The sequence below is a fragment of the Enterococcus sp. AZ167 genome (assembly GCF_051714025.1).
Taxonomy (GTDB): domain Bacteria; phylum Bacillota; class Bacilli; order Lactobacillales; family Enterococcaceae; genus Enterococcus_D; species Enterococcus_D casseliflavus.
This window is the reverse complement of record NZ_JBIORB010000001.1, coordinates 1,843,196-1,868,705: the sequence shown is the minus strand read 5'-3', so window position 1 is coordinate 1,868,705 and position 25,510 is coordinate 1,843,196. Positions and strand designations below refer to the sequence as shown.

General features: G+C 36.0%; 24 protein-coding genes and 1 pseudogene. 17 read left to right on the top strand and 8 right to left on the bottom strand.

Annotated features, from left to right (window positions below):
• Positions 1-6: 6 nt before the first annotated feature.
• Genes sufD through sufB form a run of 4 tightly spaced genes read left to right on the top strand, consistent with a single transcriptional unit; the run spans position 7 to position 4,481 of the window.
• Positions 7-1,347, top strand: coding sequence for a Fe-S cluster assembly protein SufD (gene sufD / locus IGJ05_RS08765; RefSeq protein ID WP_266167004.1), 1,341 nt, complete (start codon positions 7-9; stop codon positions 1,345-1,347).
• Positions 1,344-2,588, top strand: coding sequence for a cysteine desulfurase (locus tag IGJ05_RS08760; protein WP_015508911.1), 1,245 nt, complete (start codon positions 1,344-1,346; stop codon positions 2,586-2,588). The genes sufD and IGJ05_RS08760 overlap by 4 nt, the downstream gene beginning before the upstream one ends.
• Positions 2,566-3,060, top strand: coding sequence for a Fe-S cluster assembly sulfur transfer protein SufU (sufU, locus tag IGJ05_RS08755; protein WP_005232105.1), 495 nt, complete (start codon positions 2,566-2,568; stop codon positions 3,058-3,060). Before IGJ05_RS08760 ends, sufU begins: the two co-directional genes overlap by 23 nt.
• A 29-nt stretch (positions 3,061-3,089) precedes the next feature.
• The gene (gene sufB / locus IGJ05_RS08750; protein WP_005232103.1) at positions 3,090-4,481 is read left to right on the top strand and encodes a Fe-S cluster assembly protein SufB; all 1,392 of its coding nucleotides are present in this window, start codon (positions 3,090-3,092) and stop codon (positions 4,479-4,481) included.
• Positions 4,482-4,576: 95 nt separating this feature from the next.
• On the opposite strand, the gene IGJ05_RS08745 is transcribed toward sufB, so the two are convergent.
• Complete coding sequence (locus tag IGJ05_RS08745) at positions 4,577-5,719, bottom strand: tyrosine-type recombinase/integrase (RefSeq protein WP_002301919.1); 1,143 nt, start codon at positions 5,717-5,719, stop codon at positions 4,577-4,579.
• A gap of 38 nt (positions 5,720-5,757) precedes the next feature.
• Positions 5,758-6,492 carry a helix-turn-helix transcriptional regulator gene (locus IGJ05_RS08740; protein WP_002287709.1) on the bottom strand — a complete coding sequence of 245 codons (735 nt, stop codon included), beginning with the start codon at positions 6,490-6,492 and terminating at the stop codon, positions 5,758-5,760.
• Between the two features lie 232 nt (positions 6,493-6,724).
• On the opposite strand from IGJ05_RS08740, the gene IGJ05_RS08735 reads away from it, so the two are divergent.
• Positions 6,725-7,000, top strand: coding sequence for a helix-turn-helix domain-containing protein (locus IGJ05_RS08735; RefSeq protein WP_002287723.1), 276 nt, complete (start codon positions 6,725-6,727; stop codon positions 6,998-7,000).
• Between the two features lie 97 nt (positions 7,001-7,097).
• Positions 7,098-9,095, top strand: coding sequence for a hypothetical protein (locus tag IGJ05_RS08730; RefSeq protein WP_025188151.1), 1,998 nt, complete (start codon positions 7,098-7,100; stop codon positions 9,093-9,095).
• A gap of 75 nt (positions 9,096-9,170) precedes the next feature.
• Here IGJ05_RS08730 and IGJ05_RS08725 read toward each other — a convergent pair whose 3' ends face one another.
• Entirely contained in the window at positions 9,171-9,506 is a 336-nt protein-coding gene (locus tag IGJ05_RS08725; RefSeq protein ID WP_002354523.1) for a helix-turn-helix domain-containing protein, read from the bottom strand.
• Positions 9,507-9,634: 128 nt separating this feature from the next.
• Here IGJ05_RS08725 and IGJ05_RS08720 point away from each other — a divergent pair, with 128 nt between their 5' ends.
• The 5 genes from IGJ05_RS08720 (at position 9,635) to IGJ05_RS08700 (ending at position 12,093) form a co-directional block, all read left to right on the top strand.
• Entirely contained in the window at positions 9,635-9,850 is a 216-nt protein-coding gene (locus tag IGJ05_RS08720; protein ID WP_002404111.1) for a helix-turn-helix transcriptional regulator, read from the top strand.
• A 36-nt stretch (positions 9,851-9,886) separates the two neighbouring features.
• On the top strand, positions 9,887-10,249 hold the full coding sequence (locus IGJ05_RS08715) for a zinc ribbon domain-containing protein (RefSeq protein WP_025188152.1): 363 nt from the start codon (positions 9,887-9,889) through the stop codon (positions 10,247-10,249).
• Positions 10,250-10,294: 45 nt separating this feature from the next.
• A complete protein-coding gene (locus IGJ05_RS08710; protein ID WP_010822397.1) occupies positions 10,295-10,621 on the top strand; it encodes a hypothetical protein in 327 nt (108 codons plus the stop codon).
• A 487-nt stretch (positions 10,622-11,108) separates the two neighbouring features.
• Positions 11,109-11,246: a hypothetical protein gene (locus tag IGJ05_RS08705; protein ID WP_010784189.1), complete on the top strand. Its 138-nt coding sequence runs from the start codon at positions 11,109-11,111 to the stop codon at positions 11,244-11,246.
• Positions 11,247-11,310: 64 nt separating this feature from the next.
• Complete coding sequence (locus IGJ05_RS08700; RefSeq protein WP_139907553.1) at positions 11,311-12,093, top strand: hypothetical protein; 783 nt, start codon at positions 11,311-11,313, stop codon at positions 12,091-12,093.
• A 493-nt stretch (positions 12,094-12,586) separates the two neighbouring features.
• On the opposite strand, the gene dcm is transcribed toward IGJ05_RS08700, so the two are convergent.
• Positions 12,587-13,864, bottom strand: coding sequence for a DNA (cytosine-5-)-methyltransferase (dcm, locus tag IGJ05_RS08695; protein WP_025188154.1), 1,278 nt, complete (start codon positions 13,862-13,864; stop codon positions 12,587-12,589).
• A gap of 222 nt (positions 13,865-14,086) precedes the next feature.
• Between dcm and IGJ05_RS08690 the strand changes: the two genes are divergently transcribed.
• On the top strand, positions 14,087-15,565 hold the full coding sequence (locus IGJ05_RS08690) for a Sau3AI family type II restriction endonuclease (protein WP_002354533.1): 1,479 nt from the start codon (positions 14,087-14,089) through the stop codon (positions 15,563-15,565).
• 13 nt (positions 15,566-15,578) lie between these two features.
• Here the strand turns inward: IGJ05_RS08690 and IGJ05_RS08685 are convergent, their stop codons facing one another.
• From IGJ05_RS08685 to IGJ05_RS08670, 4 genes are all read right to left on the bottom strand, one after another.
• On the bottom strand, positions 15,579-16,010 hold the full coding sequence (locus IGJ05_RS08685; protein ID WP_002354535.1) for a very short patch repair endonuclease: 432 nt from the start codon (positions 16,008-16,010) through the stop codon (positions 15,579-15,581).
• A gap of 1,003 nt (positions 16,011-17,013) precedes the next feature.
• Entirely contained in the window at positions 17,014-17,310 is a 297-nt protein-coding gene (locus IGJ05_RS08680) for a YciI family protein (protein ID WP_081117388.1), read from the bottom strand.
• Positions 17,311-17,601: 291 nt separating this feature from the next.
• The gene (locus IGJ05_RS08675) at positions 17,602-18,003 is read right to left on the bottom strand and encodes a VOC family protein (protein WP_081117389.1); all 402 of its coding nucleotides are present in this window, start codon (positions 18,001-18,003) and stop codon (positions 17,602-17,604) included.
• A 123-nt stretch (positions 18,004-18,126) separates the two neighbouring features.
• Positions 18,127-18,372: a hypothetical protein gene (locus IGJ05_RS08670; protein WP_081117390.1), complete on the bottom strand. Its 246-nt coding sequence runs from the start codon at positions 18,370-18,372 to the stop codon at positions 18,127-18,129.
• Positions 18,373-19,709: 1,337 nt separating this feature from the next.
• Here IGJ05_RS08670 and IGJ05_RS08665 point away from each other — a divergent pair.
• From IGJ05_RS08665 to IGJ05_RS08645, 5 genes and pseudogenes are all read left to right on the top strand, one after another.
• Positions 19,710-20,900 (top strand): annotated as a pseudogene (locus tag IGJ05_RS08665) (IS256-like element ISLgar5 family transposase).
• Positions 20,901-21,301: 401 nt separating this feature from the next.
• A complete protein-coding gene (gene xrtG / locus IGJ05_RS08660) occupies positions 21,302-21,904 on the top strand; it encodes an exosortase family protein XrtG (protein ID WP_002326396.1) in 603 nt (200 codons plus the stop codon).
• Positions 21,904-23,238 (top strand): TIGR03111 family XrtG-associated glycosyltransferase, encoded by a 1,335-nt coding sequence (locus tag IGJ05_RS08655; protein WP_081117380.1) that lies wholly within the window; start codon positions 21,904-21,906, stop codon positions 23,236-23,238. Before xrtG ends, IGJ05_RS08655 begins: the two co-directional genes overlap by 1 nt.
• Positions 23,239-23,244: 6 nt before the next feature.
• Positions 23,245-23,616 (top strand): 6-carboxytetrahydropterin synthase, encoded by a 372-nt coding sequence (locus IGJ05_RS08650; RefSeq protein ID WP_002326398.1) that lies wholly within the window; start codon positions 23,245-23,247, stop codon positions 23,614-23,616.
• 13 nt (positions 23,617-23,629) lie between these two features.
• Positions 23,630-25,150 (top strand): TIGR03766 family XrtG-associated glycosyltransferase, encoded by a 1,521-nt coding sequence (locus IGJ05_RS08645; RefSeq protein ID WP_025478680.1) that lies wholly within the window; start codon positions 23,630-23,632, stop codon positions 25,148-25,150.
• Positions 25,151-25,510: the final 360 nt, after the last annotated feature.

Below are 25,510 nucleotides of genomic sequence, written 5' to 3'. Positions count from 1 at the left end.
AGGTAAATGGCAAAATTACAGGATTATCTTGAACAAGTCAACGTTTTTTCAGCGTTAAAAGAAGAGCCTGAATGGATGTTGGAATTACGCCAAGCAGCCCTTGCGAAAGTGGATGAACTTGCGTTTCCAAAAATCGAGCGGGTGCGTTACGAGCGTTGGCCATTGTTCAATATCGACGAACAAGCACTTGCTGGTGAAAAAGAATTTGCAGGCTTCATCGATCCAACCTTACCTGCAAGTGAATCTAAGGAGACAGGTGCTGGCTTGATTCCCGCCTTTGACGCGATGGATAACCATCCGACCCTCGTTCAGTTCGATGACACCACCATCTTTGAGCAATTACCGCAAGAGTTGATCGACAAAGGCGTGATCTTCACCGACTTGTTTACAGCAATGAAAGAAGTACCAGAGTTGGTCAATCAATACTACATGACCAAAGCAGTGCCAATGGATGAAGACAAAATGACCGCAGCACATGCGGCGTTTATGAATAGCGGCATGTTCTTGTATGTACCAAAAAACGTGGTGATCGAAGAACCCCTTGAAGCGATTTTCTATCACAATGGCAATAGCCAAGCGCATTTCTTCAAACACATTTTGATCGTTGCTGATGAGCACAGTGAGTTCAGCTACTTGGAACGTTTCCAAACCAAAGGCGACCAAGCGAAAAAACTGTCTGGCAATATCGTAGTGGAAGTGATCGCCAAAGCAGGTGCGAAGGTCAAATTCTCTGCGATTGATCAGTTAGGTGTCAACATCACTACGTACATGAATCGTCGCGGCTACGTATTACGAGATGCGATGGTAGATTGGGCAATTGGGGTCATGAATGACGGCGACGTCGTGGCGGACTTTGATTCTGATCTTGTAGGCGAAGGCGCGCATTCGGAAGTCAAAGCGGTCGCAATCAGTGCTGGGCGTCAAACACAAGGAATCGACACTCGCGTCACCAACAAAGCACCGCATTCCATTGGCCATATCCTGCAACACGGCGTCATTAGAGAACGCGGCGTCTTAACCTTTAACGGTATCGGACACATTTTAAAAGGAGCAAAAGGGGCGGACGCGCAACAAGAAAGTCGGGTCTTGATGCTTTCTGACCAAGCCCGTGGCGATGCCAACCCAATCCTTTTGATCGACGAGCACGAAGTAACCGCCGGACACGCAGCCAGTGTGGGACGAGTCGATCCAGAAGAAATGTACTACTTGATGAGTCGTGGGCTGCGCAAAGCAGAAGCGGAACGTTTGGTGATTCGTGGTTTCTTAGGCTCCGTCTTGACCGCGATCCCAGTCAAAGAAGTGCAACAAGAATTGGTTGCCGTTATCGAAGGGAAGTTACTCGCATGATCGATGCCCAAAAAGTGAAACAAGCGTTTCCCATCTTGGATCAGCTCGTAAATGACGAACCATTGATCTACCTCGACAATGCCGCCACTACGCAAAAGCCAGAGGCGGTGCTGCAGGCGATCACCGATTATTACCATCAAGACAATGCCAACGTTCATCGTGGGGTCCATACCCTCGCAGAACGGGCGACCCATTCCTATGAAGGCGCACGGGAAAAAGTGCGCAGCTTTATCCATGCGAATGAAACGGCGGAAGTGCTGTTTACTCGAGGGACGACCACTGGTTTAAATTGGGTCTCCCGCAGCTACGGCGACCGTTTTGTCAATGAAGGCGATGAAATCGTGATTTCCTATATGGAACATCATTCCAATATCATCCCTTGGCAACAATTAGCAGCCCGAAAAAAAGCTACCTTGAAATATATCCAGCTGACGCCAGAAGGCACCTTGGACATGGAAGATGCCAAGAAACAGATCACAGAAAAAACCGCTATCGTTTCGATCGCTCACGTTTCCAATGTTTTAGGCGTGATCAATCCGATTGCGGAGCTAACCAAATTGGCGCATCAGCACCAAGCCGTCATGGTGGTGGATGGTGCTCAGGCTGTTCCACATATGACAGTTGATGTCCAAGCACTGGATTGTGATTTCTATGCCTTTTCTGGTCATAAAATGTGCGGACCAACTGGCATCGGTGTCTTATACGGCAAGCGGCAATGGCTGGATCAGATGGAGCCCGTCGAATTTGGCGGTGAAATGATCGATTTTGTCCATCTGCAAGAAAGCACGTGGAAAGAACTGCCGTGGAAATTTGAAGCTGGTACACCAAATATTGCCGGTGCGATCGGTTTAGGTGCAGCGGTGGATTACTTAACAGAAATCGGCTTAGAAAACATCCACGCCCATGAAGCAGACTTAGCTGCTTACGTTTTGCCAAAACTGCAAGCCATTGAAGGCTTGACCATCTATGGCCCCCAAGAAGCAGCAAAACGCACGGGAGTGATCGCGTTTAATCTAGCAGGCATCCATCCTCATGATGTTGCCACCGCTTTAGACATGGAAGGCATCGCGGTACGGGCAGGTCATCATTGTGCCCAACCCCTCTTGAGCTATTTGCAAGTCCCAGCGACTGCACGGGCCAGCTTTTACCTGTATAATACAAGAGAGGACGCCGATCGACTGGTTGACGCCATCAAGCTGACGAAGGAGTTTTTCCAACATGGCACTAACGAAATTAGATAATTTGTATCGACAAGTCATTCTGGATCATTCCAGCCACCCACATCATCGAGGCACCTTGGATGATTCAACGTACAAAGTCGAATTGAATAACCCTACCTGTGGCGACGTGATCCACTTGGAGCTCGCTGTCGAAGGAGACACCATCAAAGACATCGCGTTTACTGGCGAAGGCTGTTCCATCAGTACCGCCAGTGCATCCATGATGGGGGATGCGATTATCGGTAAGACACTAGCAGAAGCTGGTGAACTATCAGGCTTGTTTTCTGAGCTCGTCCAAGGAAACGACATTCCCCAAAGCGATCGCTTAGGCGATGCTTCCATGCTTGGGGGGGTGGCGAAGTTTCCTGCACGCATCAAGTGTGCGACTTTAGCTTGGAAAGCATTAGAAAAAGCCATTGCTGCCGACAGTACACAAGCATCTGTCAGTCACAGCCACGCCAATGAATCTGATACTGAAGAAACCAGCGAATAGACAACCGCACTACAAAAGGAGTGAGAACCATGGGTGTACCCGAATTAGAAGAATATAAATTTGGCTTCCACGATGACGTGCAGCCTGTTTTTAGTACCGGCGAAGGATTGACCGAAGACATCGTCCGTGAAATCTCACGGGTCAAGCAAGAGCCAGAATGGATGCTTGAGTTCCGCTTGAAGTCTCTTGAAGCCTTCAACAAGATGCCCATGCAAAACTGGGGTCCAGACCTGTCTGACATCGATTTTGATGCCATCAAATATTACCAAAAACCAAGTGATCGTCCTGCCCGTGATTGGGATGACGTACCAGAAAAAATCAAAGAGACCTTTGAACGCATTGGTATTCCAGAAGCCGAGCGGGCATACCTGGCTGGCGCTTCTGCTCAATACGAATCAGAAGTCGTTTATCACAACATGAAAGAAGAGTTTGAAAAACTTGGCATCGTCTTTACCGATACCGATTCAGCCTTGAAGGAATACCCTGAGCTGTTCAAACAATACTTTTCAAAATTAGTCCCACCAACCGATAACAAGCTTGCTGCTTTAAACTCAGCCGTTTGGTCAGGTGGTACCTTTATCTATGTACCAAAAGGCGTTCGTGTCGATGTGCCATTACAAACCTATTTCCGAATCAATGCCGAAAATACCGGTCAGTTCGAACGCACATTGATCATCGTTGACGAAGGAGCCAGCGTCCATTACGTCGAAGGCTGTACCGCTCCAACCTATTCAAGCAATAGTTTGCACGCAGCCATCGTTGAAATTTTTACCCTAAAAGACGCTTACTGCCGCTACACCACCATTCAAAACTGGTCAGACAACGTCTACAACCTAGTAACCAAACGGGCCAAAGCCTTAGAAGGTGCTACCGTTGAATGGATCGATGGCAACTTAGGTGCCAAAACAACCATGAAATACCCAAGTGTGTATCTTGATGGCAAAGGCGCACGGGGCACGATGCTTTCCATTGCCTTTGCAGGTGCCAACCAAATCCAAGATACTGGTGCAAAAATGATCCATAACGCACCAAATACCTCCAGCTCCATCGTCTCAAAATCAATTTCTAAAGACGGCGGTGCAGTAAACTATCGTGGACAAGTCACCTTCGGCAAGAAGAGCGCCGGCTCTATCTCCCATATCGAGTGTGACACTATCATCATGGATGACCTATCGAAATCCGATACCATCCCATTCAATGAGATCCACAACAGCCAAGTGTCCCTAGAACACGAAGCCAAAGTCTCCAAAATCTCAGAAGAACAACTATACTACCTAATGAGTCGCGGCCTCTCCGAAAGCGAAGCAACCGAAATGATCGTCATGGGATTCGTCGAACCATTCACCAAAGAATTACCGATGGAATACGCAGTCGAATTGAACCGGTTGATTAGTTATGAGATGGAAGGCAGTGTAGGTTAAACCTGTTATAGGAGCTAGAACCCTTGATATATAAGGATTCTAGCTTTTTTTGTTTTGCCTGTATACTAGAAATGACCAGCTTTTGACCAGCTCTTTTACTGATGAGCCATCATATCAGCAAAGTCTTGACCTGTTTTCTTAGGTGCATTATTTGTAATATGTGCATAGATGTCTAATGTCACTTTACTATTTTCATGCCCTAATCGTTGTTGAACTACCTTGACAGATTCTCCTGCTTCTAATAACAAACTAGCATGTGTATGTCTAAACCCATGAGGTGTAATACGAGGCAAGTTATATTTTTTCAAAATATATCTTAACCAATCATTAACAGTGTTTGGAATGTATAGAGTGTTTTTAACTGTTGTAAAAACATGTTGCTCTTTAGAGCTAGTATTGTATCCAAGTTTTAAATACTCTTCTTTTTGCTGTAATTTCCAGTTGTTGAGGATAGAAAGAGTCTCAGTATCTAAAGAGATAACTCGTCTAGAAGCTCTTGTTTTCGGAGATTGAATTATAACGTTACCAAATTCATCTACAGCAAGAGTTTTATTGACATGTAGTTCTTTATTAAACGTATCTATGTCTTTCCACTGTAAAGCGAGTACTTCACTCTTTCTCATACCTGTGTATGCCAATAATCTGAAGAAGGCGTATTGTTTCATGTTACCAAAATCTTTAAAAGCATCCAGTAAATCATTAAGCTCCTCTTTTGAGTAAAATTTACGATTTTTCTCATACTCTTTTTTTCGTGGAAGAAGTGTTTTTTCCATAGGATTATTGTCAATATATTGCATTGCAACCCCGTAGCGTAAAATTTGTGCAGTCTGTTTTCTCATATAGTCGTAACTTTCATATTTACTGTGCCATTCATCTACCACTTTTTGACAATATGGGACAGAGATATTCGATAATTTAAGCTTACCAAATGCTGGAAGTATTTGATTATTTGCGTATCTTACTGAAATTGCGATTGTTGAAGCTTTAACACTGGTACGCTGATGAGCTATCCATTCATTATACAGGTCTTCAAATGTCATATCAGGTGCTTTCTTTTTAACACCGTATAATATTTGATGTCTGTATTCGTCATAATCTTTTTGAGCTTCTTGTTTGCTACTAAAACCTCTTCTCGTAGTATTTATTTTTTCACCAGTTCGTGGATCGGTGGCAATGTGTCCTTTATACATCCACGCCACTTGACCGTTTTTCTTTTTGTACTTTGATATTTTTGCCATGAAATCATCTCCTCTTAGTTTACAAGGAGTACTTACCACTAGATGGTATCACCTCCCTTCATTTTTTTCTTAGTGTATTTTTTCCCAATTGATGAAATCGTTTGTTCTAGCTTGTTTATATTATCAGTAATTTCTCTCACAGCTTCTTCGGGATAAGACATGTCTTTCAATTGAATAGGTAGCCATTCATCTACCATTCTTTCTAGTAGTTCTTCTATACTGCTAGTGAGGAAAAGAATGTTATTGTCAAATTCTTCTACAATAGCATTGATGAATAATTCTTCTATTTTTAAGATATTGAAAAGACTAATTTTTTCATTTTTAACTTTATTACAAGTCTTGTTAGCAATAAATTCTTGCATCTCTGGTTCTAATTTGGAATATCTATCTAGCCATGTATCTAAATTAGAGTGTACTGGTGGGAACTGTTGACGAAGATGCTGGAACAGGTTTTTATCTGGAAATGTTATACCATCTAGTACAATGCTATCTCTATAAAGAATAATTCCCAAAATATATTCTTCTACATTGCCACAAACTAACTCCTCTATACTCATATTTCCCAAATCAGCAATTCGGGATAATCGCTCTGGTATTGGTAAATAGGTTCCCTTTTCCCATTCGTAGATAGTTTTTTTGTCAATCAATTGACCGTTGTTAATCATAAGACCAAATGCTGGTTGTGTTAATTTTTTACTCTTTCTTATAGCTTTTATTTTTGTTCCGAGTATCTTTTTTCGTTCTAAATAATTTATTGGTGGACGCTTTATCATATTGACCACACCTCCTAAAATTAGTATACCTTAAAAAAGGGGGTGTTGCAAATAAATTTAACAAAAATATTGACACCCCTTTTTCGTCGAGGTATTATGTGTATGTCGATGAACTGGTAATCATTTTTTGTTTGATTAATCGGTTAATAACAAAATACTTTTATTTTGAGCAAAAAATACGAAGATGATTCTTAGAAAATTTGTTCAAGCAATCACGAAAGGAGGGGAAAATATGTCTCTACAAATCATTGATAGCATTGTTTCTATACAAGTTGAACAACAAGTGAAAGAGATAATTACAGTGCTAAAGCCTATGCTAGAAGACATTATTTCTGGAGTCACTCTAGAGTATATGGACTATCAGCAGGCAAGTGAATATCTAGGTGTATCAGTAGGAACGATTAGAAAATATGTTTCTCAATACGGGTTACCTGTTATAAAAATTGATACGGTCATTAGATTCAAAAAATCTGATATTGATAGTTTCATGGAACGGTATAAAGGTTGAGTAAACAAATAAGACTAAAACATATAGTAATAAAGAGTTTGTGTTTATTATCTGTATGTTTTAGTCTTTAACAGAATTTTATAAGGAGGAAACACAAATGGAAACATCAATGATTAATATTCCAATTTATGTGGATAAAGAAAAATTATTAGAGAAACCAGTTATAGATGATGAAAAAAAGAAAATACGAGAAAGATGTTTAGATAACTACAGAGAAGTTACAAGAGATGAGTTTGTAGAGATACTAAATTCATCACAATCATTTATCCCAAGTAAGACAAAGAATAAAGGCAACAAAAGTGAAGAGTTTTTAGAAACTAGAGTAATTATTCTGGATGTCGATAACACTGTTAAAGATGAGAAGGAAAATGTAGTAGATTTGAGTAAAGATGATAGTAGATACTTAAGCATAGAAAAGGTTTTATCTATCAATTTAGTTCATAATTCTGCGTTTGCGATACAAAAAAGTATTCGATACTCTGAAAATCTAGAAAAATTCAAGATTGTCTTTATATTAAAAGAAGCAATTACTGACTATAGTAAAATGGTTGCTGTTTACGAATACTTGAAAAAGAGCATCCCCGGGTGTGATGACAAGGTAAATGCTTCTACTAGAATGTTTTTTGGAGGGTATAAGTCAGATGCAGTCATGATAATCAATGAAGACAACATGTTAGATATTACTGAGCTTTCGATTGACTTTACCATGACATGTTCTAAAAATTGTCAAAGTGATTCAGGGAGAGAGTATGAACTAGTCAATGAAACCGATTTTGTTAAGTTGATAAAAAATGACGACAAAGAAGAAATGAAACAGTGGTTTAAAGACTGCCTGTTTGATTCCTCCGACATGTCTTTTAATGAGATTTATGAAAGATTGTTAACCATTGATATGAATAAATTACTTAAGTCAAGTAAAAACTTAAGATGTCTGTTTCACAACGATCATAATCCCTCTGCTAGTATTTTTACCAGTAAAACTGGGCATTCCATTTTTTATTGTCATTCCAGTAATTGTGATATCAGTGAAAATTTTATTGGAGTTGTGATGCTAATTTTAAAGAAAGACAGTCGGGTAGAAACATTTAATTGGCTATTAGAGAACCTAGACTTGTATCCTACACATTTTCGAAAATTGAAAGAGGAATCAAAAGTACTTTTTGACACTCTTGAATCAATGAAAGACAAACTTTTCAGGACAATAAGGAATTATCTAGAGGAAATGCGACGTGTCTATGATGTCTTGCTTTCTGATGTTAATTTTTTTGATGATAGTAAGGAAAGTGTGACTTGTATTTTGTCGGGGGAACAATTAGCTAAAAAAATGAGTTCTTACTATGGTAAAACTTATAACATAGATAAATGTAATAAGTTACTATCACTTATGACTTTTATAGGATTGATAAAAAAATTAGATGATGAAGATGTTCCTTTGAAGATGCTCGAATACCTAAATAGGTTAAAGGAAGAGAAAGCGTTAGGAAACTTTAATCATAAGAGAAGCAATGTCTATCGATTAGACGTTTTTAATGCAACTTCTGTGATTCAAAAATTGAATGAAGATATCCTTCCACTTCTGGAAAAATTTCATTTTACATATCAATATTTTTCTTATGAATGGGTTAAGATATGTTTTAACGAAAAAGAGGCTAAAAGAGTATTTCCTCAAAATTCCCCATCAGAACTTAGCAAGGAAAAACAATTGATTTTAGATGAAGCACATGAAGTTTTACAGGGCTTATCGTGGCAAGGGACATATCTAATGACAGAGAAAGAACTTATTAAAACTGTTTGTGAACGCCTACGAAATATCAGAGATAACAGCGTGAAAAATGCTTTAATAGAAAACAGAGGCTACTTTGTTAAACAAGGATTCCCTCTTGAACGAGCTTCTAAGGATATTAAGAAACTATACAATGTGAAAGCAAGCAGTAGTTTTTTAGTCTACCTAGCAAAAGGGGCAGAGATAGATGAAGTAATAAAAGAATTGATAGCATCTGGTGTTGAATTAGTTCCTCTTTATCAATTTACAAGTGTAACAAGAGATGATGGACGGAGAGTAAGGAAGAGAAGAGACCCAATTGTATTAACCTAGACAGGTTATCCATAGCTCTTAATCTTATTTCATCTCAATACACCCACCGTTAAAGTTCGGTGGGTTATTTATTTTTCAATCTTTCAATAGCTGATTGCGTTCATTTTCTTGCCTTTTTAATAGCTTCATATAGTCAATTGTTCGAACTGCATCTTCAGTGCTAAGAGAGCGATAGAGAGCTAAAAACTCTTCCTCATAATCTACGACAACATTGTCTAGAAAATGGCTTACAGGGGTTCCTAGGGCTCTAGAAAGAGCTGTTAAGCTATCGAGGTTAGGTTCTGTCACAGAATTTTCCCATCTTGCTACTGCCTGTTGTGTAGAGAAGATTTTTTTAGCTAATTCTTTTTGTGTCCACCCGAGCGCTTTTCGCTTTTCTCTAATGACCTTTGCATATTGTTTCTGTTTCATTAATACACCCCCCTTCTCAGTAGAGTACAACAAGTTGTTGTATTTGTAATGGTATTTAAGGTTTTTATATATTTTATGAGTTGAAATACATCATATTGTTGTATATAATAAAAAAGGAGGGGAGAATCATGAAAAAAGTAAGTAATCTCAGCCGATACAGAAAAGAAAAAGGATTTTCTCAAACTGAGTTAGCCAAAAAAATGAATGTTACACAGCAATGTGTAAGTTCGTGGCAAACAGGGAGAACGATTCCTAAACCCTATCAAATGAAAATGCTTTCTGAGATATTAAGTGTACCAATAAATGAGCTGTTTTCTGATGTATTTAATAAAGTAAACAGTTAGCTAATAAGCAATTGAATGATTTTAGGAGGAGAAGACATGTATTGTAGAAAATGTGGCAAAGAAATAACAGATGAAAGTAAGTATTGCCAGTTTTGTGGAGCACTACAAGAAACAGATGAGACAACTGGAGCAGACACAGTAAAGAAAAGTACTGAGCAGACATTTAGTGAAATGAAGGAACAAATCGTACATGGACAAGAGACCGGGAAGCTGTATTTGATTATTGGTTGGATTTCTATGGTAGTATCGTTAGCATTTATTCCTGTTGTATTTGGTGCTGTTGCTGTTATTATGGGTTACTTATATCGAGAGAAAGATGAAAAAATGGGTACAATTTTGATGATAGCAGGGGTAGCTGGAGCCATCTTTGGTGTACTTTTAGGGATGTCAATGTACTGATAAGAGGGATAAGAGCAAATTATTTTGGAGATAGGAGATAAAAAGTTGAATAAAGTAAATATGAACAAGAAGTTTGTCATTATAGGTATTGTTGTCTTGGCTATTATAGGTATCATTTTTTCAAAAATGACAGGTACATCTGGATTAGAGAAGTCATCGAAACCATTGGTAACACAGATTTTACAAGAACAGTACAGTTTAAATCGGACATGTGATGATGTGACGATTACTCATGAAAATGGAGATAACACATACCGAGCTAAAGCTATATTAGACAATGGAAGTGCTATCAACATAAATATTGAGTACTATCCAAAGAAAGACCGTATATATGTAGAGATACCATATACTGAGGTGTTAATGTTGAATTGAACCCCACCCCATTGATGATTGACCGTATTTTGCATGGAAACCTTGGGAGGCATAAGCTAACTAGGGGTTCCTTTTTCTTTTCTTTTTTTGGAATCTATTTAAGTGAAATGTATCTGAAATGAAATGGGAGTAAGTGTTATAATAGTTAATACATAAGCGCTTTATTTTATTTCAGATGGTGAATAGTATAAGGAATTTTTTTTGATATTATTACAGTTTATCTTACTATAAAGTACTATTTTTTAAAGCAATAACAGATGAAAATTTGATTCATTCATAACAACATGTACAGCTATACCACCTACTTGGAATAACTGAAGAAAATGTGCGAAAAACCATTTCAAGTAAACCCCAAATGATTGTTAATGAACTACAAGGGTGGTGAAGCTTCATGAGTCTCCACAGAGATGCTCCATCAAAAGTTCCGTCAAGCTCATGAAAATTATGAAAAACGTTTTGAATAATATCAAAGAAAGAGGGAATGGAAATGGCACACAATGAACGTTTTAAACAAGAAATTATTCAAGAACTCGAGAAAGGAGTACAACACCAAAAATTAATATCAAAGACCGCCCAAAAATTTGATATCTCACTGGCTAAGGAGGTTAAACTTCATGAAGTTTAACCTGCTAGCTCTACTAACCGTGGTAACGCTCGTTTTTGTTGGTTGTACTAAGGCTCCTGATTCCTTGAAAAATTCTTCTAACAGTGCGGAGGTAAACGTTTCGACCTCTACCAGTGAAGCAGTACAGTGTTCACAAGAAACTACTAGCTTGCCAGAAGAGCTACTTGGAGAGTGGCAGATTAATAATAAGGATGCTGGTATAGAGATATCAGACAGTAAAGCTGTATTCCGTATAGGAAGGTCTCAAGTAGAGTCAAAGGACTATTATGTAGATGTAAACAACAAAATGCTTTTACATGTCTATTTTTCTTTTGAGTATGATGGTGTGAAATACAGTGAAGTCTCTATTGAAAGAACTGGCTATAGTGAATTTATTAGCAAAAGCGTGGGAATTTTAACTATGCATACTAAAGATGGACAATATATAAGTTTGGGTGTGAAGAAAGTTTCCGGTGAGAATAATGAGACAGAAGCAGTTACGGAGCAGACGATGGATGAAAGAATTGATTCATCTGAGAGTAATGAGACAGAAGTAGATACTGGGAAGACGATAGATGAAAGAATTGATTCATTCATCGAAACATACACAGCTATACCACCTACTTGGAAACTTGTAAATGAAGATAAAGGAATCACGATAAATACTGATACAGAGATTTCTACAGATGCTCAATCTTTATCAGATTTATTAGCCAACCTAACAGGAATCAGTAATGCGGTGACAGAGCAAGTTGGTAAAAATGTTCCACTTCGGTTACTTGAAAATGGGAAAAAAGATTATTCTGTGGTATTTAAGAACGGACAGGTAACTGATTACAACGAAGTATTTAAAAAAGTTATTGAATAATGCTTCTTCAATCTTTTTCATTCATTTACCCCACCCCGTTGTTATATAACCGTATCTCAAGAGGAACCATTAGAAAGCATAGGCTAACTAGGGGTTCCTTTTTCTTTTGTTTTTTTGGAATCCGCTTAAGTGAAATGTATCTGAAATGAAACGAAAATAACGTGATTTTTTACTGTAATATCAAGGTTTTAGCTGTTTTAGATACCATGTAACCCAAAATAGTTTATTGAGAAAATAGGAGAGTATGTGATACTAACTAGTAGGGAAAAATGAGATAAAAAGTAAATGGAATCATTTCAGAAATAAGTGAAATAAGACAACGTAATAGGTATAACATGACTATTACATAGTTTTAGACATGAAATATTACTACAAAATTTGTCTAATTATGTCATTATTTATGGAGGAGTTTTATAACGATTTTTGTAATAAAAAGACGAGAAGGAATGCATACATGTAAATCCTCTCGTCTTTTAACTATTTACTTTAGGAATTACAACAATTGCTGTAATTCGTCACCTATTCGTTCAACTATTTTCGTGACTAAAGCATTTCCCATAAAGAATAAGCGCATTCTATCTGAAACTTCTACTATTTCCCCGGAGGATAATTTTTTATACTTTGTCCAATCATCAGGAAAGTCTTGTAGACGTTCGGCTTCTATAGGGGTCAACAAGCGGTAACGACCATCTATTTTTAATAAATGTGTAGATCTATTCACAGAACCTTCTGAAGTTAGCATCGTCCGTCCGGGCATATCTAAATCATCATAAGGAGACATACCACCTTCGGAGAATGTATAGGTATGACCTTCAGCAGTGACTCGCTCTATTTTTTTAGGTCCACGAAGATATTCGAATTTTTTTATTTTACTTTCGTCGGTCAAGTAATACTTTTCAGCTACTTCATCTTCAGGTTGAATGATTTCTCTTAATGGAGTAGGTTTTTCTTTATCGTATGGTTCCGTATCTATAGTAAAGTAACGTCCATGTCTCATTACCCCAGTATTGTATACTTTTCCAGTAAAATTATCTGATATCTCTACTATGTCATTGGATAACTTATACGACGCTTGTCTACCCTTATAAGGAGTCTTGATGATTGGAAATTGTCGAGCAAAAAGTCCTTCACTGAATATATACTCATCATAACGATGTTCTTCTTCACCAAGTATTTTTTGTTCGAATCGTGCATCTATCTTGTTCGCAAAATCAGTATCATTTTTGTAAACGAAAAAAAAGACACGGCGTCTACGTTGTCTACGGCCATAATCAGCAGCATTGATAACACGCCATTCTACGGAATACCCTAAATCATTAAAGGAAGCAAGCATTATAGCAAAATCTCTGCCACGTTGTTTAGAAGGAGATTTAAGTAGACGATCAACATTCTCTAAAATGAGATACTTTGGTTTTATGTGGTTCGTAGCACGGATTATTTGCCAAAATAGAACTCCTTTTTTACCTTCTATCCCCATCTCATGTTTTTTACTACGTGCAACTGAATAATCTTGGCACGGAAATCCACCAACAATGATGTCAGCGTCCATTTGCTCAAATTCTTCATTTGATATTTCTTCTATATTCCTGTTGATATTTTCACTATTTGGGAATCGGTAGTCATATACTTCAAAAGCATCTTGTGATTTTCGAGAAGGCTCCCATTGGTTTGCCCATTTCGTTTTGAATAGGTCGGCATTAGAATGCTCGAGTCCAACTCTGAACCCCCCTACACCGGCAAAAAGTTCTAATACATTTAGTGTTTCACTCATATTGGCGAACATCCTTTCGGTTTTAACTTAAATGTATTATACAATAAATAAATCGATTTGAAAAGATCGAAATCAAAAATGCTATGATTTACTTAAGGAGTTTCTCAAGGTTATTCTGTAAAGTTGAAACAACATCAAATGATTTTGTATAGACTTGGTTTCTATGTAACCATGTAGTATAGTTTTATATAGGAATAAACGTAGGATGGAGTGACTGAACGAATGTCTGAATACTTAACAAAAGAGCAAGTACATAATAGAGCTAAAGAAGCAGTGGGGAAGTCTATGATAGAATTAAATAATGGAATTCCCCTTCTCAATAGTAAAAATAAAAACTCTATAGGAGACATATTTGAGTCTTGGTTCGGCAAGGTAAAGGATAGCGAGAGTAGGCCAGACCTGGAAGAAGCAGGTGTAGAGTTAAAGGCTACGCCAATAAAAAAGTTGAAAAACGGTCAGTATAGCGCTAAAGAACGATTAGTGTTGAATATCATCAACTATAATGAGGTCGCTGAGGAAACATTCGAAGAAAGTCATTTTTTGTATAAAAACAACATCATGGAAATCGCATTTTATGAATACTTAAAAGATACGCCGAAAGACCAGTGGACTATCCGTGAAGCTATTTTATATGAGATGTATAAAAACCCTGTAGATTTTGAAATCATACGACAAGACTGGGAGCTTATAAAGAAATATATTTTAGATGGGAAAGCTCATGAGCTAAGTGAAAGTTTGACGAACTATCTTGCTCCATGTACAAAAGGAACTAATGCTGTGAAGTCACTCAGGACACAGCCCTATTCAGAACAAAAAGCTAAACAACGGGCATACTCATTGAAATCAGGATACATGACATCTATTTTACGTAAATATGTATTAGGCGATGAAAAAATCGATTCAATCGTGAAGAATACTTTTCAACTTGAAGAAAACAACTTAGAAGATTTAGTATTAGAACATTTTATACCATATGTAGGTCAAACTGTACAATCTTTATGTGAAAAATTCACAATCAAGACATCGTATCAAGCTAATTATAGAATCGTTTCTTCAATACTAGGGTTATCTGGTACTGTAACCAAAGGGGAACCTTTCCCAAGAGTCGAAGAATTTGAAAAAGCGTCTATACTAGTTAAAACCATATATTTTGATAAAAGTGGAAATAACAAAGAAAGCATGTCATTTCCATCATTCAATTTTATTGATTTGAGCAAACAGGTATGGGAAAAAGAAGATGGGGAACCAAGCAGTGATTGGCATAATTTTTTATTAGATACAAGATTTCTTTTTGTAGTCTTTAAAGAAGAAGATGAAGGTGTTGTATTCAAGGGAGCTAAATTTTTTAGTATGCCAGAAGAAGATATAGAAGGGCCAGTCCGTAAGGTATGGGAAGATACTGTGTCTAAACTTCGAGAAGGAGTAGAGTTAGAAGCTATTCCTGATAAATCTACTAAGGATGGATGGAAAATCAAAAATAATTTTATAAAGAAAACAGACAAAATGATTTGCCATGTTAGACCCCATGCTAGCCAACGAGATTACTCTGTCGATGGACGCTATGCGGATAAACTTCCTGTACCCGCAAAATGGATTAATAAACCAGACAACGATAATTACTCGGATCAATGGATGACCAAACAATGTTTTTGGATAAACAATGATTATATAAAAGAGCAAGTACAAGATTTGATATCATAAAAAAAGAGGAAGACTACTCCTCTTTTTTTTGTGCAATATAATCTAATATCACAGATGTGCAATAATTTAAGTTTTTCAAAATATCTTTTTCCCAAAAGTGTATAGGTACCCAACCAAGTTTTATGAGAGACTGATTATTCCTTTCATCTCTCCTCATATTTTCTTCTATTTTTTCAATCCAGTAGTCCCGATTCCGTTTCAACTTTTGTTTTCTATTGTCCCAATCGTGTCCGTGCCAAAACTCTCCATCGACGAAAATTGCTAGTTTATATTTGGTAACTGCTATATCGGGAGAGCCTGGTAATTTTTTATAGTTTTTTCGATACCTGACACCTTGATGCCATAACTCTTTGGCTAGCAGACTTTCAGCTTTTCCTCCCTTCAAGCGTACATTTGCCATACGTTTTGATACTTCGGGAGTGGTCGATAGTTGTCTATGCTTCATTGTTTTTTACCTCCAATGTTCTAATAGAATCAAGAAATGTTAGTACAGAGATATGATTTATTTAAGATATCACTATCATAAATATATAGCTAAATGAAAAAAGTTGCGAATATGGTCTTATAGAAATAGTAATTATTTTCAGTTCTCAGCGGTCTTATTGATTCCGTTTTATTGATTTTAAATGTTATTCTGTGACCCTTTAACAGGTCAATTTTTATGTTTTTGTCTTCGTATGACTCAGTTTGATATCTAGTGATATAGTGATTTGAGTCTACATCGAACAATGGAATAATCCAATAAAAAATGATTTAGAATATCAAAATAACAAAAAAGAGGACTACCTGTATTAGTCCTCTTTTTGACCAGATTTTGACCAGTCTATTTTACATTCTAATATATTCATATGAGCTAATTTTATGAGTAAATGGTAAGTTTTTCCTTGTTTGTTTTAGTTTAAACTAGTGTGTAATTTAAAAATCTATATGGAAGGGTCTGTGGGGTAATAGGGATACACCATTACATTCAAAGCTTCATTGACTTGATTAGTATGTTACTGTTTTCCATAAAATAATATGACAAAAAGGAGCACTCTTAGGAGTGCTCCTTTTTGTCGTTTTTTATTGGTAAAAAAGTGTGAGCATAGTGGAAATCTGCATAGAAAAACCGCACCATGACTATCTTTCGCAGCTCACAGGAAGATTACAATATTTTTTGGTTACTACGACTTCGACACTTATACTAATTCTTCAGCATATACGGTCATTTCATTCAATTTGTTTATTCGTTATTCTACTATCAATTTTCTTACAAAAAAGCTTCGTGATTAATCAAAAACGCAAACGAATTAAAAAACGCTTGTCTAATTTATGTGTATAAATGGAAAAACATTCCTCATCGCTTGCTGGTAATTCAGATGAATGAATTGGGTTAATTGTTTTGTTAATAGAAGAAATAGTGAAATTGATTGAAATAAAAAGTGACCAATATGGATCAGTCGCCCTCATTACAAACTATTAAATGTAAAGTCACTTCTGAATTTAGTAGGAACAAATTCGATAATAGAATAAGTAGCAATACCATGAATTAAAAATGGATCTTCTTTGATAATAGATTGTGCCTCGTCTTTGGAGGACAAACGTGCTAATATGATTCCTCCTGTTCTAGGATTTTTACGTCCAGAGCAGATAAAATGACCTGAATCATAGTTTTTTTGTAGATATTGATTATGTGGGGGAAGAAATTTTTCTACTTGGCTTAAATCTTTTTGATAGGTCAATTCTAAAATAAATAAATTCTTCATGTTGGGGAGTCCTCCATTTTTACCTTATGACTGTTTTGCTTTTCAGACAATAGTTTTTACTGAATGTTATCACTTATATTCAAAGATGTTGAGTTAATTACCCTGCTCTTTAAGTATATGATCAACAATGACATGTTTTTTACATATCGGGTCTGACAAGAAAATTATACCAAAAGAATTTTAAACCAGTTATCGATATTTTGAATAATGTACAGAAGGGTTCGATCAGCTATTCACCCAATTTGTTGAAACGAAAAATAGCTAAACGAGTAGTAAGTAAAAGGCAGTATGCTAATGCGAGGTCATGATCATCCATGTGATACCGTATTTATCTTCAACCATACCATAGAGCGAGGACCAGAACACTGGCGCAAGAGGATCAATCACTTTTCCGTCTATCGAAAGGCTATTGAAAATAGTAGTAACTTCATCAGCGGATTCTTTCACAAGACAAAAGGAGAAAAAATCATTTGCTGGTCTATTTAGTCTGCCGTCTGTCATCATGATTCTCTGACCGTCGATGATGATTTCTGAGTCCATAACGAAATCATCAGGCATCTCAGGATCTAAACCTGAATCTATCGGGGCTTCACTCGCATAAACGATGGACTTAATTTGAGCGTCTAACGCCTCTTGATAAAATTTTATTGCATTTTCACAATTTCCTTGAAAACTTATAGCTGGGATAAGCATACAAAAATTCTCCTTTTTATTGATAGTATCACAAAGAAGTTACTCGCTTCTTTCAGTTTTTTCGTAGGAATCGGAAAATTTTGAATTGGTTGTCCAAAAAAGGAGCAGAATACGTCGCTGCAATTAAATGACAAAATAATGTCTTGGAAAAATCTCAGTAGGTTTTTCTACGTTATATTTGATGGTCATTGTATTGCCCACACCATATCTCATTGGAACAGGAATACTGTTTTCTGAGATATAATATTTTCCATCAATGGAGTAGCTAAAAGTTGCAAGTTTTGAATTGCGAAAATCCATCAGGTCGGGAAGAACAGTAGTGAATGCGACAATATTTCCTACGACTTCCTTTTTTTCAATTTTACCCATAGCTAATCACGCTCCTACTATAATTTTTATAGTGACAATTATAACATGCAGGAGTGTGCGTGAGGTGACATCAATGTCAATAACTCTTAATTTAAGTTCAAATAAACTGTTTAATCATTGGATAAGTATGTAAATATGATGATTAACTTGATTTTGTCTAGTCAAATGAGTAATTTCTGAATTTGTCTGATAAATGGTAGCAGAATAGGTACAAAATAGTTTTTACTGTTGTCATAGCATTGATGGCTAAATTATATTTTCCATCGATAGAGGTAAATAACTACAAGTTAATCACCTCAAATAAAAATATAAATATGAAGTGATCTAGATTATAGAAAACAAAGATGTGATAATAAAATAGCGAAATAAGTACTATAGTTAGAATTAATCTTTTCATCAATCATTGAATGAGGGAGAACAACAAAAAATCTGAGATAGAATAAAGTTCATTCTATCTCAGATTTTAGTTTGCACAATATATAAGCCTATGGTGAAAAAGGCTTACTTTTTGGTGTGCATGATCTAAATATAGATACTAAGACTCTTTGTTAATAGAGATTGAGTAATCAGTTCAGATTCTTCAGTACATAAATTATAAAGCCAGTTTAGGTGTTTCTGACATGTTTGTTTCTGAGTAATTGGAAGTCATAATAAAAGACTTATGAATATTTAATGATTAATTATGATATATAACGATTATTTTTTTGTCATAATGATTAACAATGAAAAAATATTCCTGTTATTAAAAATCTTTTTTTAATAGAGAAAAACTATAAACATAATGATAGTTTACTGAAAATTAATATAGTAAAGAGCTGTATATATATTCTCATATTTGACTCTCTGGAAGAAAAGGACTATAAAAATCTGCTACTAGTAAATAAATTTGATGCGAAATTTAGTTTTAATAGAAAAAATTTTTTAGGTTTTTCTAGAATTTATTTATAAATAGAAAATTGAATTAAATCAATATGCATACTGAATACTTAATAGAAATGTTGCTGCAGCGCTTATTATTTACATTTCTTTTTTCTCAATGAGAAAATTAGCTGACAATTATGATGCTAGTATTTCTTTCATCGTGAAATCTATAATATTCAATTGTTGTATATTATCTTTAATATTGAATTATAGGAAAATATAAATTTTTTTGCAGTCTTTCTACATAATTTTAATTGTTATATAAATTCTATACAAAAAAATATATTTTGCCAATAACTTATAGGAGTTTATATTTCTGTAAGAGAGTGTAAAATATTTTGTGTAAATAGAAAAAAGGAAGTCCCTTCTGTAGAATAGAGTTACCACAACACATTCACAGAAGAGAGGACTTCCCTATGAACGATTTTACTACAGAAATTCTAAAGACTCTAGCGAACAAAGGCGATTTGAATGAATTATTCCGTGTCCATTTGGAGAAAGCAGTCAATACGCTTCTCAAAACGGAGTTAACGGCTTTCCTAGATTACGAAAAGTATGATCGCATTGGTTTTAACACGGGTAATTCTCGTAACGGCTCCTATGACCGTACGGTCAAGACCGAGTATGGGGAACTTCATCTCCAGATTCCGCGCGACCGCAATGGTGAGTTCAAGCAACAGACTGTTCCTGCTTATAGACGGACGAATGACACGTTAGAGGAGACCGTCATTCACCTCTTCCGAAAAGGTATTACCATGTCGTAAATCGCAGACTTGATTGAGAAAATGTATGGGCATCACTACACGCCCCAAACCATGTCCAATATAACAAAATCATTTACAGAAGAGGTAACGGCGTTTAAAGGGCGGGAGCTTCATGACCGTTATGCTGCTATTTATATGGACGCAACGTATATTCCGTTAAAGCGGAAAACCGTCGCCAAGGAAGCTATTCATATCGCAGTTGGCATTCGCCCGGACGGATCAAAGGAAGTATTGAGCTATGCGATTGCACCGACTGAATCCATCACGATTTGGGAGGAAATTTTATTGGACCTTCAAGAGCGCGGTTTGAAAAATGTCCTCCTGTTCATCACGGATGGCTTAAAGGGGATGGTAGGAGCGATTAGTCGGTTCTATCCCAAAGCTCGTTTTCAACATTGTTGTGTACACGTTTCCCGTAATATCAGTCACAAAGTGCGTGTCGATGATCGTAAGGAAGTCTGTGATGATTTTAAAATGGTGTATCAAGCCTCATCTAAAGAGGTGGCGTTGGAAGCACGTGGTGCTTTTGCGGAAAAATGGAAAACCAGCTATCCAAAAGTGGTTGAATCGATTCTTTCGAACGATCACTTGCTCACTTTCTATGATTTCCCCTTGGCCATACGCAAGAGTATTTATTCTACGAACTTGATTGAATCCTTTAATAAGCAAATCAAGAAATACAGCCACCGCAAGGAACAGTTCCAAAACGAAGAGTCGATGGAACGTTTCTTAGTCTCGTCTTTTGATACTTACAACCAAAAATTCCTAGGTCGCAGTCATAAAGGCTTTCAACAGGCCGAAGGCGAACTTGAACAAATGCTAAGCCAACTGATTGAGAATTAGAAACAATCTGCAGTAGGGAAGAATCATTTACACAAAATTATTGACGCTCCCTTCTGTAATTCAAAGATAAATAATTGTTGATTTCAAATCATGAAGTATATATTATATATTTAGAAAAATCAGAACATATTAATCAATTATATCGCTATAAACTATTAAAATATTCAATTATTGTAAATCATTCAAAATTAAGCACGTGTATTGTTTTATTACTTAAAGCGTAAGTTATTTATAATTACACTGAGAAAACTAGTCATTCTTTGATAGCTAAAAAATTGCTACCATTTCTTGAACATATGAGAGATGATAAAAATATTTATTAGTGTATTAAAAAATTTGCCAATTACTGATCTTATTGATTATGAATTGAATGAGATTAACTATATAAAGAGGATTGAAAAATGAACATATATATATTGATTTGTTTATTTATCTGGATTTACTTATTGTCCATAATGAAACGCTCTAGACTGTCAGCCTTCTACTTTATTTTAGGCAGTATAGGTTTGTTTTATTTCCTGATCTTGTTTAGTAGACCTTATTGGGTTTGGTTCTTGACTCAATTGTTAATTAAAGCAGTCGCTTTATTTGATTCAATCACTCATGTTACAGAGACGTTTAGTCAGTATAGTTTGCTTGTTGTCCATAGTGCAAAGGAACAAATGTCTTTGTATGTTGATTATGAATGTTCAGGGGTTATAGAAACAGCAGCATTTTTAGGATTGTTGACTTTCTATCCTTTATACGATCGACAGGAAAAATTTTTCTATGGAATTTTTGGTATATTATGTATTTTTGCTAGCAATGTCATAAGGTTACTTCTTGTTATTATGCTTGTGCATTTTGGCGGTAGTCAACTTTATTTCTTTGCACATTCGATATTAGGGCGATTAATCTTTTATGGATTAGTCATTGCTTTATATTATTACACATTTACGTATTCTCAAGTGGCCAAAAGTTTGTATCAAAAAAAGAGTAAATTGCTTAAAAGAGGGGTATATTAATGGATTATGTATTTAACTTAACACTTGCACAAATGGGCTTCTGGATTACTTGGTTGCTCATTCCTTTGTTAGTGGAAATCATACCAGGTATCTATTCCATTTGTTACTTATTCTTCAAAAAGTTTCGGATTAAACCGTTGGAATTACCAGAGAAATTGCCTTTCATAACTGTAATCATCCCTGTTTATAATTCGGCAGATTCTTTATATAAATGCATCCAGTCGATTGATGCTTCTTCATATCCGAATGAAAATATTCAAATTATTTTAGCAGACAATGGAAGTACAGACTCTAGCTTTTCTGTATTTGATGAGGCACATAATCAGTTCAACCATCTTAATATGCATTGGATTCGCACTGAACAAGGAAAAGCACAAGCACTGAATTCTGCTATATACAATAGTATCGGCACATACATTATCAATATAGATAGCGATGGTTATTTAGAACCGACAGCGTTGATGAACATGGTTCTAAATTTTGAAAGTAATTGTAGTATCTCTGCCATGACTGGTACGATATTAACGCAAAAAGAAGTTATTGAGAAAACTAAATCCTCGTTGATTCGTTGGGTACAAAAAAGTGAATACATAGAATATGCCCAGTCTTTTCTAGCTGGACGAAATGTCGAAGCAATGAATAATCATTTATTCACAATGGCCGGTGCATTTTCTGGTTTTAGAAAAGAAATTTTAATTAATACCTATCTCTACAACACAGATACTGTTGGAGAGGATACCGATATGACGTTTCAAATAAGGCATCGATTAAAAGGAAAAGTTTCATTATGTGAGAATGCTATATTCTATGTGGAACCGATCCAAACTCTCGATGAATTATATATTCAACGACAAAGGTGGCAGCGAGGTGAGCTAGAAGTAGCCAAGGAGTATTCTGAAGAGCAAGTTGGTTTAAGCAAATTTTTTGATAATTTTTTGGTACGCAGGTTAATTATTGACCATACGTTTATTTTTCCAAAAATGATTTGGTTGTTTGCTAGTACCGTTTTATTTTTCTTTGGTTATACAGTTAAAATATTGTTCCTATCTTATTTACTCATTTATTTGCTTTATTTCTTTGACTCGTTACTCAAATTTATCAGCATTTCATTGTTGTTGCAATCCTTTAAGTCTGAACAAAAATTTTATTTTAAACAATGGATAGAAGTGTTAACCTTTCCATTCTATAATTTCTTAATATCATGGTTTCGTTTGATTGGAATTATTAATGAAATCACTTCTACTTCGAAATGGAATGCGACGCCTTTTTCAAAAGAAATAGGACAGATTAAAGAAACTATTTCCAATGATTTAATGAAAATTAGAAAGAAGTGATCATCATTGTCAGAAAAAAGCTGTATCTATAAATTTAAATCACATGTTAATGCAAGTCATGCGATGCGGTGGGAAGGTGGTATGGGAGCAAAACATAATCACACCTGGGAAATTATTTGTGAAATCAAATCCAATAATGGCGAAATGCACTTGTTTGAAGAAATAGAAGGGGTGCTAAAGGATTTCTTCCAACCTTTCTCAGGCTGTTTCTTAAATGAAATGTCACCGTTTGTGGAAATCAACCCATCAGTTGAGAATGTAGCTAATTATTTCTATGATCAATTATTTCATAGATTTGCAGCAATCCAAACGGAGTTGATTCGGATTGAAGTAGGGGAATCACCTACTCGCTTTTATTGTATTGAAAAACAAGGGTAACATGGGGTGGAGAATGAAATCGAAAATATTTAATGCTGGGAATAGACTAATTAACGTCCTATTCTTTATCTTCATAGTTTCGGCGTTATTGTTTGCACTGACTTCTCCTAATTTAATAATCGGAGATAATCAAACCCTTGGAACCAGTACGACATTAGTTACGACTTATCTTGTTTTAAGTGCAGTTGCTTTGTTCATTGCGCTTTATTGTCATCCAAAATTACAACGATCATTTAAGTGGCTTTTTGTAAAAAATCGCATGATAGCTATCACTATATTCATTATAGTTGTTTTAGTTTGGCAAGTGACCTTTGTACACTTCTTACATCCGGCGATAGGCTGGGATGTGTCAGCAATTCATGATGCCCTGACAGATAACATGAGTCCTGAGATTCTTGCTTATTATAGTTTGAATCAGAATAATCTACCGCTTCTCTTGTGGCAACATCAATTGTCTGAGTGGTTCTCAACGACTTCGTGGCTCTTTTTTGATTTTGTGACACTCTTTTTAGTTGATCTTTCAGTCTTGCTCAACGTACTATCGATTCGCTTACTAGCCCGAAACTATTTGTTTCCTTCTATTTATCTGCAAGGAATCTGGTTATTGGTATTTCCTTGGATCATCGTCCCGTATACGGATACATGGGTCTTGCCTTTTGTTTCTTCCAGTCTATTCTTTTACGCATTGATGAACAAGAAAAAGCTTAACTTAAAATACAGAGCAGTTGGAGCTATTGCTATGGCTGTGGTTGCCACATTGGGTTATTTCATCAAACCGTCAGCGTTGATTCCTATCATTGCTATTTTATTGATTGAACTAGTAAGTTTTTTTGAAAAAAAATGGCAGTCAAAAGGTCGTTTGGTATTGCTATTAATAGCCGTACTTACCGCAGGTGTAACGTATGCTGTCTGCAATCAACTATTAGAAAAGCAGCAGTATATTACTATAGATGAAAGTCGCGGAATTCCAATGATTCATTTTATGAACATCGGCCTAACCAACGATGGTGGGTATAGTGCTGAAGATGCACAAGCAATGGCTAAATTACCGAGTAAAGAAGCGAAGATCGCTTATTCAAAAGAAAAAATCCACGAGCGTCTCAAAGAAAGAGGAATTCTTGGCTATTTGAACTTTCTATTTCAAAAACATCGAAACAATACATCAGATGGAACATTTGCTTGGCTAAAAGAAGGGTCATTTATCAAAGAGAGAGAAATACCTACGGGTAAAGGATACAGCGGTTGGCTAGAAGAATGGTATTACTTGTATGGAGAACGAATCGCTGATTTTCGTTTTATTGCACAAATTTGGTGGGTCACTTGTCTTTTTTTTATCGTATTTGGATGGAAGTATCAAGGAAAATTTGAACAGATGTTGCGACTGAGTTTAGTTGGAGGATTCATTTTCTTGCTTTTGTTTGAAGGAGGACGTAGTCGATATTTAATTCAGTTTTTACCAATTTTTTTATTATTGGCAAGTCTTTCTATGGACAACAGCATAAATTTTATTAAACGACTCTTCGCATCGAAATGACGGATTACATGCAGAATGATTAGAAACAAATATTTCTTGTTACCATCAAGGCTGTCTCTACTTGATATAGAATCTTTAACTCCATCATTCATGTGAGGGTAACCCGATTAGCTATTTTTAACAAAATGTGATTTAAAAAAGTTGTTTGGGTTTTGACAATGATCAATAGTGCCTCGCTTTTTTATCATTATTCAGAATTTCACTAATGGGATTGTTGTTCAAAACATTGATTTACAAATGATCATTCTTTTCTAGTCTCTATATCTATTTTGATAAAAATGGTTCGTTTGCTTTGATATTTTCTAAGTATAATTGTTGTTTTTTACTATATGTATCAAGGAGAATATCCCACATCAAGTA

Coding starts and splice junctions, on each gene's coding strand:
- sufD (WP_266167004.1), top strand. CDS start 7: ATGGCAAAATTACAGGATTATCTTGAACAAGTCAACGTTTTTTCAGCG.
- IGJ05_RS08760 (WP_015508911.1), top strand. CDS start 1,344: ATGATCGATGCCCAAAAAGTGAAACAAGCGTTTCCCATCTTGGATCAG.
- sufU (WP_005232105.1), top strand. CDS start 2,566: ATGGCACTAACGAAATTAGATAATTTGTATCGACAAGTCATTCTGGAT.
- sufB (WP_005232103.1), top strand. CDS start 3,090: ATGGGTGTACCCGAATTAGAAGAATATAAATTTGGCTTCCACGATGAC.
- IGJ05_RS08745 (WP_002301919.1), bottom strand. CDS start 5,719: ATGGCAAAAATATCAAAGTACAAAAAGAAAAACGGTCAAGTGGCGTGG.
- IGJ05_RS08740 (WP_002287709.1), bottom strand. CDS start 6,492: ATGATAAAGCGTCCACCAATAAATTATTTAGAACGAAAAAAGATACTC.
- IGJ05_RS08735 (WP_002287723.1), top strand. CDS start 6,725: ATGTCTCTACAAATCATTGATAGCATTGTTTCTATACAAGTTGAACAA.
- IGJ05_RS08730 (WP_025188151.1), top strand. CDS start 7,098: ATGGAAACATCAATGATTAATATTCCAATTTATGTGGATAAAGAAAAA.
- IGJ05_RS08725 (WP_002354523.1), bottom strand. CDS start 9,506: ATGAAACAGAAACAATATGCAAAGGTCATTAGAGAAAAGCGAAAAGCG.
- IGJ05_RS08720 (WP_002404111.1), top strand. CDS start 9,635: ATGAAAAAAGTAAGTAATCTCAGCCGATACAGAAAAGAAAAAGGATTT.
- IGJ05_RS08715 (WP_025188152.1), top strand. CDS start 9,887: ATGTATTGTAGAAAATGTGGCAAAGAAATAACAGATGAAAGTAAGTAT.
- IGJ05_RS08705 (WP_010784189.1), top strand. CDS start 11,109: ATGGCACACAATGAACGTTTTAAACAAGAAATTATTCAAGAACTCGAG.
- dcm (WP_025188154.1), bottom strand. CDS start 13,864: ATGAGTGAAACACTAAATGTATTAGAACTTTTTGCCGGTGTAGGGGGG.
- IGJ05_RS08690 (WP_002354533.1), top strand. CDS start 14,087: ATGTCTGAATACTTAACAAAAGAGCAAGTACATAATAGAGCTAAAGAA.
- IGJ05_RS08685 (WP_002354535.1), bottom strand. CDS start 16,010: ATGAAGCATAGACAACTATCGACCACTCCCGAAGTATCAAAACGTATG.
- IGJ05_RS08680 (WP_081117388.1), bottom strand. CDS start 17,310: ATGAAGAATTTATTTATTTTAGAATTGACCTATCAAAAAGATTTAAGC.
- IGJ05_RS08675 (WP_081117389.1), bottom strand. CDS start 18,003: ATGCTTATCCCAGCTATAAGTTTTCAAGGAAATTGTGAAAATGCAATA.
- IGJ05_RS08670 (WP_081117390.1), bottom strand. CDS start 18,372: ATGGGTAAAATTGAAAAAAAGGAAGTCGTAGGAAATATTGTCGCATTC.
- xrtG (WP_002326396.1), top strand. CDS start 21,302: ATGAACATATATATATTGATTTGTTTATTTATCTGGATTTACTTATTG.
- IGJ05_RS08655 (WP_081117380.1), top strand. CDS start 21,904: ATGGATTATGTATTTAACTTAACACTTGCACAAATGGGCTTCTGGATT.
- IGJ05_RS08645 (WP_025478680.1), top strand. CDS start 23,630: ATGAAATCGAAAATATTTAATGCTGGGAATAGACTAATTAACGTCCTA.